The following is a 15541-nucleotide window of genomic DNA, read 5'->3' on the forward strand; positions in this document are numbered from 1 at the left end:
ATTAACCACCCCTTGCGTAAGGAGGCGGTACCCGCCGCCCCCGGTTACAATTCATATCGATCCCGCAGAACTTTCGGGGCTTCACATAAGGAAAAAACGATGACAGTGACGAAGACGCAGCTTGCTGATGCCTATGCCACCGCCCTGACCAAGGCACTCGGCGACGACTGGGGAACCACCTTCAGCCGCCGCGACGCGAGCAAGCTGCTCGATGCGCTCTGGCCGGTGATGTCCGACCTTGCGCTCAAGGACACCTCCAAGACGACACCGGGCTCCGTGCCGATGGGCAACCTCGGCCGCCTCAAGATGCGCTACAAAGCGGCCACCAAGGCGCGCAAGGGCACCAACCCCTTCACCGGTGAGCCCGCCACTTTCAAGGCCAAGCCCGCGACCCTGACGCCGCGTTTCACCGCCGGCAAGGCGCTGAAGGAGCAGGCCAGCAAGTACTCCAAGAAGCTGAAGTAAGCTTCTGACGGCCCATGACGGCTTTACGGAAATGGCCCCTGCCGTCGGCGGGGGCCTTTTTCGTTGGGGCGGATGGCTTGGACGGTCCCGGCCGATAGCGCCCTCCCCATGCTCAAGGTGCTCGCCGCTGAGACGGGCATGCCCTTTTAATCAGAGGCTCGGGCAGATAGATCGAAGTATGCAGAGGCTGATCGTCACGGGGATAAACGGCGTCGGGAAAAGCCATGTCGCAGCCCGTTTGGGCCGGGCGCGGGCCGAGGTTCCCGTTACCTCCTTTGATGCGATCAAGTTGACGAACGGCTGGCAGCAAAGGCCGCGATCCGAGATCGATGCGGATCTGGCGCGTGCCATCGACGCCGACGCCTGGATACTGGAGGGTGGCCCGAGCCTTCTTCCTCTGGCGCTTGCGAAAGCGGATTCCGTTCTCTGGCTCGATCCCCCGGAACTGGTGCGGGCCTGGCGTCTTGTCGCCCGGCCCTGGCGAAATCTCGGCAGGACACGGCCGGAACTGCCGCCCGGCAATACGGACTGGCCCCTTGAGCAGTATCGCTTTGCGATGCGCAGTCTCAGAAACCGCTCAAAGCTTCGGAACCGTATCGCCGCCGCGCTTGCCGATGCCGAAATCCCGCACGTCTGGCATTGCCGCCATCAAAGGGATATCGACGCCGCAGTCGGCGCATGGTCCCGGGCCGTGGGGTAAGGCCAGAACGGAGTCTCAGGGTCGATCAGATACCAGTGCGAATCGGGCTGGTTCTCCGCGGCGTGTTTTCAAGGCCCATTTGGAGCACCGCGGGTCCCTTAATTGCGCGCCACTTTTTTGCCGCTTGTGCTATCCGTGCCCCAGGGATGGGTTCGCACAAAAATCAGACCAGCCGCCGCCACCATCGACGTTGGAGTGGGAATTGACCTTCCTTTCTGAATACGACGCGATTGCGGCGGACCAGCCGCAGTTGCGCATTGCCCATATCGTCAAACATCTGCGCGGCGATTGGCGCGGCATGTACGAGGATCTGCGGGCCAAGCGCGCCGTTTTCGAAACGCCGGTTTTCACCATGGTGACGCGCGCGACGGACGTTTTGGATGTCCTGTCTCAGCCGCGGCTGTTCTCCGTACGTGCAAACAGCGTGAGCATGGACCCCTCGGTCGGCCCGTTCATGCTGGCGCGGGATGAAACGGCGATCAACTGGCACGAAAAGGGCCTGATGCAGGCGGTCCTGCGCTGGGACGACATCCCGAAAGTGCGCGCCCTCGCGGGCGATGTGACGGCGGCGGCACTGCGGGGCGAAGCGGGCGAGGCCGATCTCGTTCCTGCGGTCGGCCGCCGCGTACCGCTGAAGATCGTACAGGATTACTTCGGATTTGCCGCGCCGGATGAAAAAGTTCTCGCTTGGTCCTTTGCCACCCAGCACGCCATGTTCCGCAACCTGACGAACGATCCGGAGGTCATAAAGCGCTGTGTCGAGGCGGGCCGGGAGATGCGCGCCTGGCTCTGGCCGTTTCTGGCCGAGAAGTGGGCGGCCGCGCCGCTCGACGACTCCGACGTGGTGAGCCGCATCATCAACCTGAGCCGCACGCCTGCCGCCGCCTTCGACCCGGAGCGGGTGGTGAGCAATGTCTGTGGACTGCTGGTCGGCACCATCGAGACCATGAGCCAGGCCATCGTTCAGGTCGTCGATCAGTTTCTCGCCGACCCCACACGCCTGGCGCAGGCGCGTGAGGCTGCCCAGGCTGAAAACAGCACGCATTTCGACGCCATCGTTTTCGAGGCGCTGCGCTTCAACCCAATCACCACGATTCAGTTTCGCGTCGCCGAAGCAGACCGCGAGATCGGTACGGGTACGCCCTATGCGCACAGCGTGAAGGCCGGTACGCTGATCGCCGCCTGCACCGGCTCAGCGATGTTCGATCCCGACCTCATGCCCAGCCCTGGGGATTTCAGGACGGACCGGCCCGCGTCATCCTATCTGCACCTTGGTTTCGGCCACCACGTCTGTCTCGGCAAACATCTCGGCCTCGTCGCCATTCCCGAAGCGGTCCGCCAGGCCGTTTTGAAGCCGGATCTGCGGCGCAAGGCGGGCGCCGGTGGCCATATAGACTTCGCTGGCGGCCCTTTCCCGGAACACTTCCAGGTCGAATGGGGCGGCGCCTCCTGTTAGAGGTCCGATGAGGGCAACGGCTTTCGCCTCACGTCTGCTTGCACGACGCCGATGGTCAAAGAAAAAGCCCCGAACCCTGGCCGGGTCCGGGGCTTCATCCCATTCGATGCTCTGATAAGGACTACGCCGCCTTCATCAGGTTGCGCAGCACGTAGTGGAGGATGCCGCCGTTGCGGTAGTACTCCACCTCGTCGGCGGTATCGATGCGGCAGAGCAGGGGGACCTGCTCGCTGCTGCCGTCCGGGCGGTGGATGGTCAGTTGCAGGTCCATGCGCGGGGTGATGCCGCCGGCGACGCCGGAAAGGTCGAAGGTTTCCTCGCCCGTCAGCTTCAGGGTCTGGCGCGTGGTGCCGTCCTTGAACTGCAGCGGCAGGACGCCCATGCCGACGAGGTTGGAGCGGTGGATGCGCTCGAAGCTCTCGACGATCACGGCCTTCACGCCCAGCAGGCGGGTGCCCTTGGCGGCCCAGTCGCGCGACGAGCCGGTGCCGTACTCCTTGCCGCCGAAGACCAGCAGCGGCACGCCGTCATCGGCGTACTTCATGGCGGCATCGTAGATCGGCATCACGGTGCCCTCGGGCATGTACTTGGTGAAGCCGCCCTCGGTGCCCGCCGCCATCTCGTTCTTGATGCGGATGTTGGCGAAGGTGCCGCGCATCATGACCTGGTGGTTGCCGCGGCGCGAGCCGTAGGAGTTGAACTCGATGGGCCGCACCTGGTGTTCGATCAGGTACTCGCCGGCCGGACTGTCCTTCTTGATGGCGCCGGCGGGGGAGATGTGGTCGGTGGTCACCGAGTCGCCGAGGATCGCCAGGGCGCGGGCCCCGGTGACGTCGCCGATGGCTTCCGGCTCGGCCTTCATCTCCTCGAAGAAGGGCGGGTACTGTACGTAGGTGCTGCCGTCGCTCCACATGTAGGTCATGCCGGAGCCGGCATCGATCTCGCGCCATTCCTCCGGGCCCTCGAAGACGTTGGCGTAACGCGCCTTGAACATCTCCGGGGTCAGGCTGTCGCCGATCACCGCCTCGATTTCCTTGTTGGTCGGCCAGATGTCCTTCAGGAAGACCGGCTCCCCGTCGCTGCCGGTGCCCAAGGGATCGTTCAGCAAATCCACTTTAAGCGAACCGGCCAGCGCATAGGCCACCACCAGCGGCGGCGAGGCGAGGTAGTTCAGCTTCACCTGGGGATGGACGCGGCCCTCGAAATTGCGGTTGCCCGAAAGCACGGCGGCGACCGAGACGTTGCCTTTGTCGATGGCGTTGGCGATCGGCTCCTGCAGCGGGCCGGAGTTGCCGATGCAGGTGGTGCAGCCGTAGCCGACGAGATCGAAGCCGAGGGCGTCGAGTTCCTTCTGCAGGCCGGCGGCCTCCAGATAGTCGGTCACCACCTGGCTGCCGGGGGCCAGCGAGGTCTTCACCCAGGGCTTGGTCATCAGGCCCTTTTCCCGCGCCTTCTTGGCCAGCAGGCCGGCGCCGATCAGCACCGAGGGGTTGGAGGTATTGGTGCAGGACGTGATGGCGGCGATCACCACGTGGGCCGGGTCGATGCTGTAGTCGGCACCCTCAACCGGCGTGGAGTCGCCGGTCCCCATGTCGGCCAGGGCCTTTTCCGCCGAGGCGGAGACGCCGGAAAGGGCGACGCGATCCTGCGGACGCTTCGGGCCGGCGAGGCTCGGTTCGACGTCGCCGAGATCGAGTTCCAGGCTGTCGGTGAAGATCGGATCCGGGGTCGAGGCGTCGCGCCACATGCCCTGGGCCTTGGCGTAGGCCTCGACCAGGGCGACCCGCTCGGGATCGCGGCTGGTGAAGGTCAAGTAGCGGATGGTTTCCTCATCCACCGGGAAGATGCCGCAGGTGGCGCCGTATTCCGGGGCCATGTTGGCGATGGTCGCCTGATCGGCCAGGGTCAGGTGGTCCAGGCCGGGGCCGTAGAACTCCACGAACTTGCCGACCACGCCCTTGGCGCGCAGCATCTGCACCACCATCAGCACCAGGTCGGTGGCGGTGGTGCCTTCCTTCATCGCGCCGGTCAGCTTGAAGCCGATGACCTCGGGGATCAGCATGGAGACCGGCTGGCCGAGCATGGCCGCCTCGGCCTCGATGCCGCCGACGCCCCAGCCCAGAACCGAGAGGCCGTTGACCATGGTGGTGTGGCTGTCGGTGCCGACCAGGGTGTCGGGATAGGCCACCGTCTTGCCGTCCTCGTCCTTGGTCCAGACCACCTGGGCCAGGTTTTCCAGGTTCACCTGATGGCAGATGCCGGTGCCCGGCGGGACGACGCGGAAGTTGTCGAAGGCGGACTGGCCCCAGCGCAGAAAGGCATAGCGCTCGCCGTTGCGGTCGAACTCCATCTCGACGTTCTTCTTGAAGGAGTCGGCATTGCCGAAGTCATCCACCATGACCGAGTGGTCGATCACCAGATCGACCGGCGACAGCGGATTGATCTTCTTGGGGTCGCCGCCCAGCTTGTCCATGGCCTCGCGCATGGCGGCCAGGTCGACCACCGCGGGCACGCCGGTGAAGTCCTGCATCAGCACCCGTGCCGGGCGATAGGCGATCTCCCGGTCGGAGCGGCGGTCCTTAATCCAGGCGCCGACCGCCTTGATGTCGTCGACGGTGACGGTGTTGCCGTCCTCGAAGCGCAGCAGGTTTTCCAGCAGCACCTTCATGGAATAGGGCAGGCGCGAAACGTCACCCAGCTCGGCGGCCACGGCCTCCAGGCTGTAGTAGCTGTAGGTCTTGCCGCCGACGATGAGGTCGCGGCGGGTTTTCAGGGTATCGTTGCTGGCTGGCATGAGACTCTCTCCTTTGCCGGTCTGTCGCGCCTGTTTCTGGGCGCTTGTTCTTGGGCCATACCCGTCGATTGCCTGGCGGTGCTGCGCGGGCCAAAAACAAATGGCCTGCGGAGGGCAGGAGCTTCGAGGGCATGCCCCGCGACCGGTTGCGACCGCTCCGCGGGAGCTCACGTAATGGGATACAGCGCTAAAATAGTCATCAGAGCCCGGTTTTCCAAGCAAATCCGGGGCTTTCCCGGTGAGATTCCGCAAGCGGGCTCTGCACTGCCGTACAGCCTAAAGCAGACCGATTGCGATCCGGTTACCGGGGCGCAGGGCTTGATGGATGAAAAGCCGAGCCCCTAAATCAACCCTGTCTGCGCAGGAAGGCTGCAGCAAGGCTCAGCGCTTCATCCGCCTGTTCCAGATGCGGGGCATGGCCGCAGTCGGGCAGTAGGTGGGTTTCCACCGGGCCGCGGACGCGCCGGGCGATTTCTTCGACCTGGGCGGGGGAGCCGTAGGCGTCTTCGGCGCCCTGGATCACCAGGGTCGGGGCGGTGATCTTCTCCAGGTCTGCGCGCATCTCGCAGCCGTCGAAGCCGGGCCGCAACCAGGTCTCGGCCCAGCCGCGCCAGAGGGCGTCGGTGTTGTCGCCATGGTACCGGGCGAGGCGCCCGCGGATGTCGGACGCGCCGGGCTCCCTGTCGGCGGCACGGATGCCCGCCAGGGTGATGTCCTCGATCATTACATGGGGCGCCAGGGCGATGACCGCGGCCGGCACATCGGGAAAGGCGGCGGCGAACATCAGGGCGATGGTGGCGCCGTCGGAATGGCCGACCAGGACCGGCCGTTCGATCCCGGCAGCGGCGATGACGGCGGGCAGGACCACCGCCGCCTCCTGGCGCAGGTAGCCGTTGTCGCGCGGCAGGGTGAGCGGCGTGGAGCCGCCGTGGCCCTGGCGTTCGTAGATCAGTCCGGGCAGGGCGCAGGCGGCGGCAAGGTCTTCGGGAAAGGCTTTCCACTGGCCGATGGAACCCAGCGCCTCGTGCAGAAAGACCAGGGTCGGCCCCCCGGCACAGCCCGCCGGGCGCAACCGCCGCGCGGCGAGGCTGAGGCCGGCGGCGTCGAGCGGGCGGTCCCGGGTGTCGCCGAAGATCAGTAGACCTCCGGCACATAGAGTTCCTTGGGCAGGACCTGGCGTTCATAGTCCGGGTTGAAGACCCGCTGCGGCAGGGTGACCGGCTCGTGGGGCACCTCATCGTAGGGAAGCTGGGTCAGCAGGTGGTTGATACAGTTCAACCGGGCCCGCTTCTTGTCGTTGCCTTCGACGATCGACCAGGGCGCTTCGGGGATGTTGGTGCGCTCCAGCATCTCCTCCTTCACCTTGGTGTAGTCCTCCCAGCGGATGCGGGACTGCAGATCCATGGGGCTCAGCTTCCACTGCTTGATGGGGTCATGGACGCGCATCATGAAGCGCAGTTGCTGTTCCTGATCGGTGATGGAGAACCAGTATTTCACCAGCTTGATGCCGGAGCGCACCAGCATGCGCTCGAACTCCGTCACGTCGTTGAAGAACTCCTCGACCTGCTCGGGCGTGGCGAAACCCATGACCCGCTCGACCCCGGCGCGGTTGTACCAGGAGCGGTCGAAGAGCACGATTTCCCCGCCGCTCGGCAGGTGCGGCACATAGCGCTGAAAGTACCACTGATTCTTTTCGCGTTCGCTGGGCGCGGGCAGGGCGACGGTGCGGCAGACCCGGGGGTTCAGGCGCTGGGTGACGCGCTTGATGACGCCGCCCTTGCCGGCGGCATCGCGGCCTTCGAAGATCACCAGCAGCTTCACGTTCTCGTGGACCACCCAGTCCTGCAGCTTCACCAGCTCGGCCTGCAGCTTCAAAAGCTCGCGGAAATAGGTGCGCCGGTTGAGGGCCGACTTCTGCTTCCAGTCGGCGATCTGGCGCAGTTCGGTGCTGATCCGCTCGTCGTCGATCTCCATCTCCAGCTCTTCGTCGAAGCTGTCCTGCAGCTCCGCTTCGACCCAGCTCTGCTCTTTGGATTCGCGCTCTTCGATGCTCATGGTGCCGTTCTGCCCTCTTGTTTTTGGCCGCTTCAGAACCGGCCGTTGTGATGAAGTCTGCAGGCTACAGGGGGAATCTGACAACTCTGCCGGCTGCGATTGCCTTATGCGGGATCAAAAGATGTCGCGGTTTTCGCGCACCTCGGCGCGGATGAAATCGATGGTCTCGCGGATGCGGCGCAGCGAGGCGGTGTTCTCGTGGCTGACGATCCAGAAGGTGCGGGTCAGGGAAAAGCTCTTGCGCAGCACCTGTTGCAGGCCGCTCTGCTCCCCCGCCAGAAAGTCCGGCAGGATGCAGACGCCGGCCCCGGCCAGGGTGGCGTTCAATTGGGCAATCAGGTTGGTGGAGGAAATCTGCGGCACCACCTTGCGGCCCAGGATGGGCATGTAGTCCAGCTTCGGATCGAAGATCAGGTCGGAGATATAGCCGATCATGGTCTGCTGCTTCAGATCCTCCAGCTGTTTGATCGGCGGATTCTCGCTCAGATAATCGCTGGAGGCATAGAGGTGCAGCTGATAGTCGGTCAGCTTGGCGATCATCAGACGACCCGACTTGGGCCGGGTGATGGCGATGGTGACGTCGGCCTCGCGCTTCGACAGGCTGAAGACCCGCGGCATGGCCACCAACTGCAGCTCCAGCTTGGGATGACGGCGCGCCAGCTTATGGATGCGCGGCGCCAGGAAGAAGCTGCCGAAGCCGTCAGGCGCGCCGAGGCGCACCACCCCGTCCAGGGACTCGTCGCGGCCCTGCACCTGGGCCTGGGCCTCCAGGGTGGAGGTCTCCATCGCCTCGGCCGAAGGCAGCAGGCGCTGGCCCACCTCGGTCAGGCTGTAGCCCTTGGGATTGCGGTCGAAGAGCCGGGCATCCAGTGCCGTCTCCAGGGCGTGGATGCGCCGGGCTACGGTGGCGTTGTCGACCTTCAGGCCCTTGGCCGCCGTGGTCAGCTGCCCGGACCGGGCCACCGCCAGAAAGAACTTCAGGTCGTCCCAACGCATGACGATTTCCCAGCGTTGTTTTCCCGGGCGTGATTCTCTTGCCGCCCAGCCTTGCCGGGCTGCTATGCTGCCGCCGCCGCGCCGTCTCGGCGGGGCCGGGAAGCATGATAAGATGCTTTCTTGCAATCAATCTTCGCCCGTCATTGCAGAAATGCAAAATGAAAATGACAATTTGGCGGTTTTGGGCGGCCGCCGTTTGTAATAACCAATACGATCAAGAATGCTGAGGGGAAACCACCCGGGTGGCGCCTGGCGCCTCGGGGAAAGAATGTTTCTCTCAAAGCACGGCTTTTTTGGGAAGGGCGTACAAGATGCAGGAGCTCACGCACTTTATCGGTGGCCAGCATGTCAAGGGCACCAGCGGGCGCACGGCTGAGGTTTTCAATCCGGCGATCGGCGAGGCCGAAAAACTGGTGCCGCTGGCAAGCGTCGAGGAACTGGGCGCTGCCGTCGCCAACGCCAAGGAGGCGCAGCCGGCCTGGGCGGCGGTGAACCCGCAGCGCCGCGCCCGCGTGCTGATGAAGTTCGTCGAGCTGTTGCACCGCGACATGGACAAGCTGGCCGAGGCGTTGTCGCGCGAGCACGGCAAGACCCTGCCCGATGCCAAGGGCGACATCATCCGCGGCCTGGAAGTGGCCGAATTCTGCTTTGCCGCGCCCCATCTGCTGAAGGGCGAATACACCGGCAGTGCCGGGCCGAGCATTGATATGTATTCGATCCACCAGCCCCTGGGTGTGGTCGCCGGCATCACACCGTTCAATTTCCCGGCGATGATTCCGATGTGGAAGTTCTGTCCGGCCATTGCGGCGGGCAACGCCTTTATCCTGAAACCTTCGGAGCGCGATCCCTCGGTGCCGCTGATGCTGGCGGAACTGATGATGGAGGCCGGGCTGCCGGCCGGTATCCTGAACGTCGTCAACGGCGACAAGGAGGCCGTTGACGCGATCCTCGATCACCCGGACATCATGGCCGTCGGCTTCGTCGGCTCCACCCCGATTGCCGAGCACGTCTATACGCGCGGCTGCGCGGCGGGTAAGCGGGTGCAGTGCTTCGGCGGTGCCAAGAACCACATGATCATCATGCCCGATGCGGATATGGACCAGGCCGTCGATGCCCTGATCGGCGCCGGCTACGGCGCGGCGGGCGAGCGCTGCATGGCGATCTCCGTTGCCGTGCCGGTGGGCGAGAAGACCGCCGATGCCCTGGTGGAACGCCTGGTGCCGCGGGTCGAGGCGCTGAAAATTGCGCCCTTTACCGCCGGTGACGACGTCGACATGGGCCCCCTGGTGACCGCGGCGGCGCGCGACCGGGTGAGGGGCCTGGTCGACAGCGGTGTCGCCCAGGGTGCCGATCTGGCGGTGGACGGCCGCGGCTTTTCCATGCAGGGCTATGAGAACGGCTTTTTCGTCGGCGGCTGTCTCTTCGACCGGGTGACCACCGATATGGACATCTACAAGGAAGAGATTTTCGGCCCGGTGCTCTCCGTTGTGCGCTCGCCGGACTACGGCGACGCGCTCGACCTGACGATGAAGAACCCCTACGGCAACGGCACGGCGATCTTCACCCGTGACGGCGATGCGGCGCGCGACTTCTGCGACCGGGTGAATGTCGGCATGGTGGGGGTGAACGTGCCGATCCCGGTGCCGCTGGCCTATTACACCTTCGGCGGCTGGAAGGCCTCCGGCTTCGGCGATCTGAACCAGCACGGGCCGGACGGGTTCCGCTTCTACACGCGGACCAAGACGGTGACCTCGCGCTGGCCCTCCGGGGTGAAGGAAGGGGCGAATTTCTCGATCCCGACAATGGGCTGACAGGGCCCGTCAAGAGGACGTGAATGGACGTTTGGGAAACTGTTAGAGTATTGATTTTTCGTTCAAAGAAAGCTTAGGTAGTGGAGTTTTCCCGGGTGGCCGAGAGCCGCATGAAGACGAACAATAAGAGCCGGGAAACATGAACGGGAGGCCCAGCGGGATGATGGCAGGTCCATCGGCGCTGTGCGCGGGAAAGACGGCCAAGGGGTTTGGCTTGTGGACTGCTGCGCGCGGCAATACCGCTCCGTCACGGAAGCGGGGTTCAGACTATGACTGAGGTTTCTCTGCCGCCGGCGGAGCTCGACACCTTTCCGAAACTTCTGGAAAGACATCGCGCCGAAAGGCCGGGCCGCCCGGCGATCCGCGAAAAGGACTTCGGCATCTGGCAGACCCATACCTGGGGCCAGGTCGCCGAAGAGGTGCGCAACCTTGCCGCCGGACTGTTTTCCCTGGGCGTAAAGCGCGGCGACAAAGTCGCCATCGTCGGCGACAACCGTCCGCGCCTTTACTGGACCATGACCGCGGCCCAGGCGATCGGCGCCGTGCCGGTGCCGCTCTATCAGGATTCCGTGGCCGAGGAGATGGCCTTTGTCGTCGAGCATGCGGAAGCGCGCTTTGCCGTGGTCGAGGACCAGGAACAGGTCGACAAGCTGCTGGAAATCCGCGAGCGCTGCCCCGGCCTGACCCAGATCGTCTACGACGAATCCCGCGGCATGCGCCACTACACCCAGCCTTTCCTGCATCACTTCGACGCCGTGCAGGCCGAAGGAAAGGATTACAACAAGGTCCATCCGGACTTCTATGAAGACGAGATCGCCAAGGGCAAGGGCAGCGACACGGCGATCATTCTCTATACCTCCGGCACCACCGGTACGCCCAAGGGCGTGATCCTCAGCTTCGACAACGTCATGAAGACGGCGGCCAACGGCGTGAAGCTGGAAGGCCTGACCGATACCGACGAGTCCCTCGCCTATCTGCCCATGGCCTGGGTCGGTGATCACATCTTCTCCTTCGCCCAGAGCTACGTCGCCGGTTTCTGCGTCGCCTGTCCGGAATCCAGCGAGACGGTGATGCATGACATGCGCGAACTGGGGCCGACCTATTTCTTCGCGCCGCCGCGCATCTTCGAGAACATCCTGACCACGGTGATGATCCGCATGGAAGATGCCGGCCGCATCAAGCGCGGCCTGTTCCGTTACTTCATGGAGGTCGCGCGCCGTTCCGGCATCAGGATCCTCGACGGCAAGCCGGTCGGTATGGGGGATCGCCTGCTCTACGCCCTCGGCCAGGTCCTGGTCTACGGGCCGCTGAAGAACACCCTCGGCTTCACCCGCATCCGTCTGGCCTATACCGCCGGCGAGGCGATCGGCCCGGATATTTTCGACTTCTACCGCTCCCTCGGTATCAACCTGAAACAGCTTTACGGCTCCACCGAGGCCAGCGTCTTCATCACCATCCAGCCCGACGGCGAGATTGAAGCGGATACGGTCGGCAAGCCGGCCCTGGATGTGGAAATCAAGATCGCCGACAACGGCGAGGTGATGTTCCGCGGCCCCGGCGTTTTCGTCGAATACTTCAAGAACCCGGAAGCGACGATTGAGACCAAGACGCCCGACGGCTGGGTGCACACCGGCGATGCCGGTTTCTTTGCCGAGAACGGGCATCTGAAGATCATCGACCGCGCCAAGGATGTCGGCCGGGTGAACGATGGCGGGCTCTTTGCGCCCAAGTACGTCGAGAACAAACTGAAATTCTTCCCCGACATTAAAGAGGCGGTGGCTTACGGCCACGAGCGCGACTTCTGCACCGCCTTCATCAACATCGATCTGGTGGCGGTGGGTAGCTGGGCGGAGCGCAACAACGTCGCCTACGGCAGCTACCAGGAACTGGCCGCCAATCCGCAGGTGATCGAGATCATCAAGGGCCACATCGAAAAGGTGAACCGCGATCTTGCCGCCGATCCGCAGCTGGCGAGCTGTCAGATCCGGCGTTTCCTCATCCTGCACAAGGAACTGGATGCCGATGACGGCGAGCTGACCCGCACCCGCAAGGTGCGGCGGCGCTTCGTCGCCGATCGCTACGACTCTCTGATCGAAGCGCTCTACAGCGGCGCCGAGACGGCCTACATCGAAACCGAAGTCACCTTTGAAGACGGCCGCAAGGGCACCATCAAGGCGGATCTGCAGGTGGTCGATGTGGCGGTCGGGACGGCCGGCGAAACGATGATGAAAAAGGCGAGCTGATGGCGGCGGAAACTCTGGCCACCCCGGACACTGACCCGGCCTCCCCGGCGCCCTCTGAAGGCACGGCCGCGCCGCAGAAGAAGATCGGCGAGACGCTGTTGCGGGCCGACAACATCACCCTGTCGTTCGGCGGGGTGAAGGCGCTGACCGACATCTCTTTCGAGATTCGCGAACACGAGATCCTGGCGATCATCGGCCCCAACGGCGCCGGCAAGACCTCCATGCTGAACGTCATCAACGGCTTCTATCATCCGCAGCAGGGCCGCATCATGTACCTCGGTGCCGAGCGCCGGGCCATGCGCCCGCATCTGGCGGCGCGCCAGGGCATTGCGCGGACCTTTCAGAACGTGGCGCTGTTCAAGGGCATGTCGACCCTGGACAACATCATGACCGGGCGTGTGCTGAAGATGAAAAGCAACATCTTCCAGCAGGCCATCTTCTGGGGCGCCAATCAGCGCGAGGAGATCGCCCACCGCGAGGTGGTGGAGCGGATCATCGACTTCCTGGAGATCGAGGCGATCCGCAAGACCCCGGTGGGGCGCCTGCCCTACGGCCTGCAAAAGCGTGTCGAGCTGGCGCGGGCGTTGGCCATGGAACCGAAACTCCTCCTCCTCGACGAGCCCATGGCCGGCATGAACGTGGAGGAGAAGGAGGATATGTGCCGCTTCATCCTCGACGTGAACGACGAGTTCGGCACCACCATCGCCCTCATCGAACACGACATGGGGGTTGTGATGGACATCTCAGACCGCGTCGTGGTGCTGGACTACGGCCGCAAGCTGGCCGACGGCACACCCGATGAAGTGCGGGCAAACCAGGATGTCATCGATGCCTATCTCGGCGTCAGTCATTAGGAGGCGGCAGCGATGAACCCGACAGCCATAAGGTTCGGCATCTGGATTCTTGTCACGCCGGTTTTGATCGCCGCCCTCGGCTTCGGCTTCAAGGGCCTGGCCGCCGTCGATTCATCGCTGTTCTTCGCCTGGGGCTATTTCATCGAGGTGCTGATCGCCGGGCTGCTGCAGGGGGTCATGTATTCCCTGGTGGCGCTGGGCTTCGTGCTGATCTTCAAAGCCTCGGGCATCTTCAATTTCGCCCAGGGGTCCATGGTGCTCTTTGCGGCGCTGACCATGGTCGGCTTCATCGAGATGGGCCTGCACTGGACGCTGTCCTTCGTCGTTACCGCCGGGGTCATGGTGCTGGTCGCTTTGGCGATCGAGCGGGTCGTGCTGCGGCCCCTGGTGAACCAACCGCACATCATCCTCTTCATGGCCACCATCGGGATCTTCTATTTCCTCGACGGCTTCGGCCAGACCCTCTGGGGCTCCGACGTGAAGGTGCTGGACATCGGCATTTCGAAAGCGCCGATCATCGTCGCCGAGGGGGTTTTCGAAAACGGCCTGCTGATCAATTCCTTCGATCTGGTGGCCGCCCTGGTCGGGGCCGTGCTGGTGGCGGTGCTGGCGATCTTTTTCCAATACACCCGGGTCGGCCGCGCCCTGCGTGCGGTGGCGGACGACCATCAGGCGGCGCTCTCCGTGGGCATTCCGCTGAAGACCATCTGGGCCATCGTCTGGTCGGTGGCCGGTATCGTCGCCCTGGTCGCCGGCATCATGTGGGGCTCCAAGGCCGGGGTGCAGTTCTCCCTGGCGCTGATCGCGCTGAAGGCCCTGCCGGTGCTGATCCTCGGCGGTTTCACGTCGATCCCCGGGGCGATCATCGGCGGCCTCATCATCGGTGCCGGCGAGCAGCTTGCCGAGGTCTTCCTGGGTCCGCTCTTCGGCGGCGCCATTCAGGACTGGTTCGCCTACATGCTGGCCCTGGTGTTCCTGCTGTTCCGGCCCCAGGGGCTGTTCGGCGAAAAAATCATCGAGCGGATATAGATCATGCTTTACCGCGAAGCCGGACAGTTCAAGACCAGCTACGGCGCCGATCAGGCGATCTTTCCGATCCGCCAGGACCAGATCGCCATCGCCCTGATGGCCGCCATTGCGGTGCTGGCGGTGCCGGCGCTGGCCAGCGAGTACTTCCTGGAAACCATCTTCGTGCCCTTCCTGGTCTTCGCCATGGCGGCGCTCGGGCTCAACATCCTGACCGGCTACTGCGGCCAGCTTTCGCTGGGTACCGGCGGCTTCATGGCCTGCGGCGCTTTCTTCTCCTACAAGCTGACCGTCGCCTTCCCGGAACTGCACATCATCATCGTCTTCCTGCTGGCCGGTCTCGGCACCGCCGGGGTGGGCGTGCTCTTCGGCCTGCCGTCCCTGCGCATCAAGGGCTTCTACCTGGCGGTGGCGACCCTGGCGGCGCAGTTCTTCCTGGTCTGGATGTTCAACAAGTTCGACTGGTGGACCAACTACTCTTCCTCCGGCGTGATCTCGGCGCCGCCGCGTGAACTCATCCCCGGTATCTTCATCACCGGCAATCAGGCCGACCCGGTCACCAAGTATCTCTTCCTGCTCGGCTTCGTCGCGATCCTGGCGCTGGTCGCCAAGAACCTGGTACGCAGCCGCATCGGCCGTACCTGGATGGCGATCCGCGACATGGACATCGCTGCGGAGATCATCGGCATCCGCCCACTCTGGGCGAAACTCTCGGCCTTTGCCGTCAGCTCGTTTTACATCGGCATTTCCGGCGCGCTCTGGGCCTTCGTCTATACCGGCTCGGTGGAGGCTCTGGCCTTTGAGATCAACCGCTCCTTCCAGGTGCTCTTCATGATCATCATCGGCGGGCTGGGGTCGATCCTCGGCTCCTTCCTCGGCGCGGCCTTCATCGTGCTGCTGCCGATCCTTTTGAACAACGGCATGCTGGCGATCGATCCGACGATCTCGACGGCGCTGGTCTCGCACATTGAGTTCATGATTTTCGGGGCGCTGATCATTTTCTTCCTGATCGTCGAGCCGCACGGCCTTGCCCGGCTCTGGCAGATCGCCAAGGAGAAACTGCGTCTCTGGCCCTTCCCTTATTAGGAACGGGCAACAGGTTTTCGGTAAGGCCGGGGCCTCGGCGGTTCCCCGGACCATT

The 15541-nt window shown here is 64.0% G+C and carries 12 protein-coding genes; 8 read left to right on the forward strand and 4 right to left on the reverse strand.

Going from position 1 to position 15541, the window contains the following annotated elements; translation table 11 throughout:
• Positions 1-99 precede the first annotated feature (99 nt).
• The 3 genes from ACP146_RS25005 (at position 100) to ACP146_RS25015 (ending at position 2621) form a co-directional block, all read left to right on the forward strand.
• Complete coding sequence (locus ACP146_RS25005) at positions 100-465, forward strand: HU family DNA-binding protein (protein WP_422369476.1); 366 nt, start codon at positions 100-102, stop codon at positions 463-465.
• Between the two features lie 178 nt (positions 466-643).
• Positions 644-1165 (forward strand): hypothetical protein, encoded by a 522-nt coding sequence (locus tag ACP146_RS25010; protein WP_422369477.1) that lies wholly within the window; start codon positions 644-646, stop codon positions 1163-1165.
• Between the two features lie 202 nt (positions 1166-1367).
• Positions 1368-2621, forward strand: a complete 1254-nt coding sequence (locus ACP146_RS25015; protein WP_422369478.1) for a cytochrome P450 — start codon at positions 1368-1370, stop codon at positions 2619-2621.
• Between the two features lie 121 nt (positions 2622-2742).
• Here the strand turns inward: ACP146_RS25015 and acnA are convergent, their stop codons facing one another.
• From acnA to ACP146_RS25035, 4 genes are all read right to left on the reverse strand, one after another.
• Positions 2743-5415, reverse strand: a complete 2673-nt coding sequence (gene acnA / locus ACP146_RS25020; RefSeq protein WP_422369479.1) for an aconitate hydratase AcnA — start codon at positions 5413-5415, stop codon at positions 2743-2745.
• A 346-nt stretch (positions 5416-5761) separates the two neighbouring features.
• On the reverse strand, positions 5762-6487 hold the full coding sequence (locus ACP146_RS25025; RefSeq protein WP_422369480.1) for an alpha/beta fold hydrolase: 726 nt from the start codon (positions 6485-6487) through the stop codon (positions 5762-5764).
• A 62-nt stretch (positions 6488-6549) separates the two neighbouring features.
• Entirely contained in the window at positions 6550-7470 is a 921-nt protein-coding gene (gene ppk2, locus ACP146_RS25030) for a polyphosphate kinase 2 (protein WP_422369481.1), read from the reverse strand.
• A 114-nt stretch (positions 7471-7584) separates the two neighbouring features.
• Entirely contained in the window at positions 7585-8466 is an 882-nt protein-coding gene (locus ACP146_RS25035; RefSeq protein WP_422369482.1) for a LysR family transcriptional regulator, read from the reverse strand.
• A 311-nt stretch (positions 8467-8777) separates the two neighbouring features.
• Between ACP146_RS25035 and ACP146_RS25040 the strand changes: the two genes are divergently transcribed.
• From ACP146_RS25040 to ACP146_RS25060, 5 genes are all read left to right on the forward strand, one after another.
• Positions 8778-10277: a CoA-acylating methylmalonate-semialdehyde dehydrogenase gene (locus ACP146_RS25040; RefSeq protein ID WP_422369483.1), complete on the forward strand. Its 1500-nt coding sequence runs from the start codon at positions 8778-8780 to the stop codon at positions 10275-10277.
• Positions 10278-10546: 269 nt separating this feature from the next.
• Positions 10547-12520: an AMP-binding protein gene (locus tag ACP146_RS25045; protein ID WP_422369484.1), complete on the forward strand. Its 1974-nt coding sequence runs from the start codon at positions 10547-10549 to the stop codon at positions 12518-12520.
• Positions 12520-13374 (forward strand): ABC transporter ATP-binding protein, encoded by an 855-nt coding sequence (locus ACP146_RS25050; protein ID WP_422369485.1) that lies wholly within the window; start codon positions 12520-12522, stop codon positions 13372-13374. The genes ACP146_RS25045 and ACP146_RS25050 overlap by 1 nt, the downstream gene beginning before the upstream one ends.
• A gap of 12 nt (positions 13375-13386) precedes the next feature.
• The gene (locus ACP146_RS25055; RefSeq protein ID WP_422369486.1) at positions 13387-14403 is read left to right on the forward strand and encodes a branched-chain amino acid ABC transporter permease; all 1017 of its coding nucleotides are present in this window, start codon (positions 13387-13389) and stop codon (positions 14401-14403) included.
• A gap of 3 nt (positions 14404-14406) precedes the next feature.
• A complete protein-coding gene (locus ACP146_RS25060; protein WP_422369487.1) occupies positions 14407-15486 on the forward strand; it encodes a branched-chain amino acid ABC transporter permease in 1080 nt (359 codons plus the stop codon).
• The last annotated feature ends 55 nt before the right edge of the window (positions 15487-15541 follow it).

Source organism: Pelagibius sp. (genome assembly GCF_965249265.1).
GTDB lineage: Bacteria > Pseudomonadota > Alphaproteobacteria > Kiloniellales > Kiloniellaceae > Pelagibius.

Excerpts from the sequence above, each read along its gene's own strand:
- ACP146_RS25005 (WP_422369476.1), top strand. The coding sequence starts at position 100 with ATGACAGTGACGAAGACGCAGCTTGCTGATGCCTATGCCACCGCCCTG.
- ACP146_RS25010 (WP_422369477.1), top strand. The coding sequence starts at position 644 with ATGCAGAGGCTGATCGTCACGGGGATAAACGGCGTCGGGAAAAGCCAT.
- acnA (WP_422369479.1), bottom strand. The coding sequence starts at position 5,415 with ATGCCAGCCAGCAACGATACCCTGAAAACCCGCCGCGACCTCATCGTC.
- ppk2 (WP_422369481.1), bottom strand. The coding sequence starts at position 7,470 with ATGAGCATCGAAGAGCGCGAATCCAAAGAGCAGAGCTGGGTCGAAGCG.
- ACP146_RS25035 (WP_422369482.1), bottom strand. The coding sequence starts at position 8,466 with ATGCGTTGGGACGACCTGAAGTTCTTTCTGGCGGTGGCCCGGTCCGGG.
- ACP146_RS25040 (WP_422369483.1), top strand. The coding sequence starts at position 8,778 with ATGCAGGAGCTCACGCACTTTATCGGTGGCCAGCATGTCAAGGGCACC.
- ACP146_RS25045 (WP_422369484.1), top strand. The coding sequence starts at position 10,547 with ATGACTGAGGTTTCTCTGCCGCCGGCGGAGCTCGACACCTTTCCGAAA.
- ACP146_RS25050 (WP_422369485.1), top strand. The coding sequence starts at position 12,520 with ATGGCGGCGGAAACTCTGGCCACCCCGGACACTGACCCGGCCTCCCCG.
- ACP146_RS25055 (WP_422369486.1), top strand. The coding sequence starts at position 13,387 with ATGAACCCGACAGCCATAAGGTTCGGCATCTGGATTCTTGTCACGCCG.
- ACP146_RS25060 (WP_422369487.1), top strand. The coding sequence starts at position 14,407 with ATGCTTTACCGCGAAGCCGGACAGTTCAAGACCAGCTACGGCGCCGAT.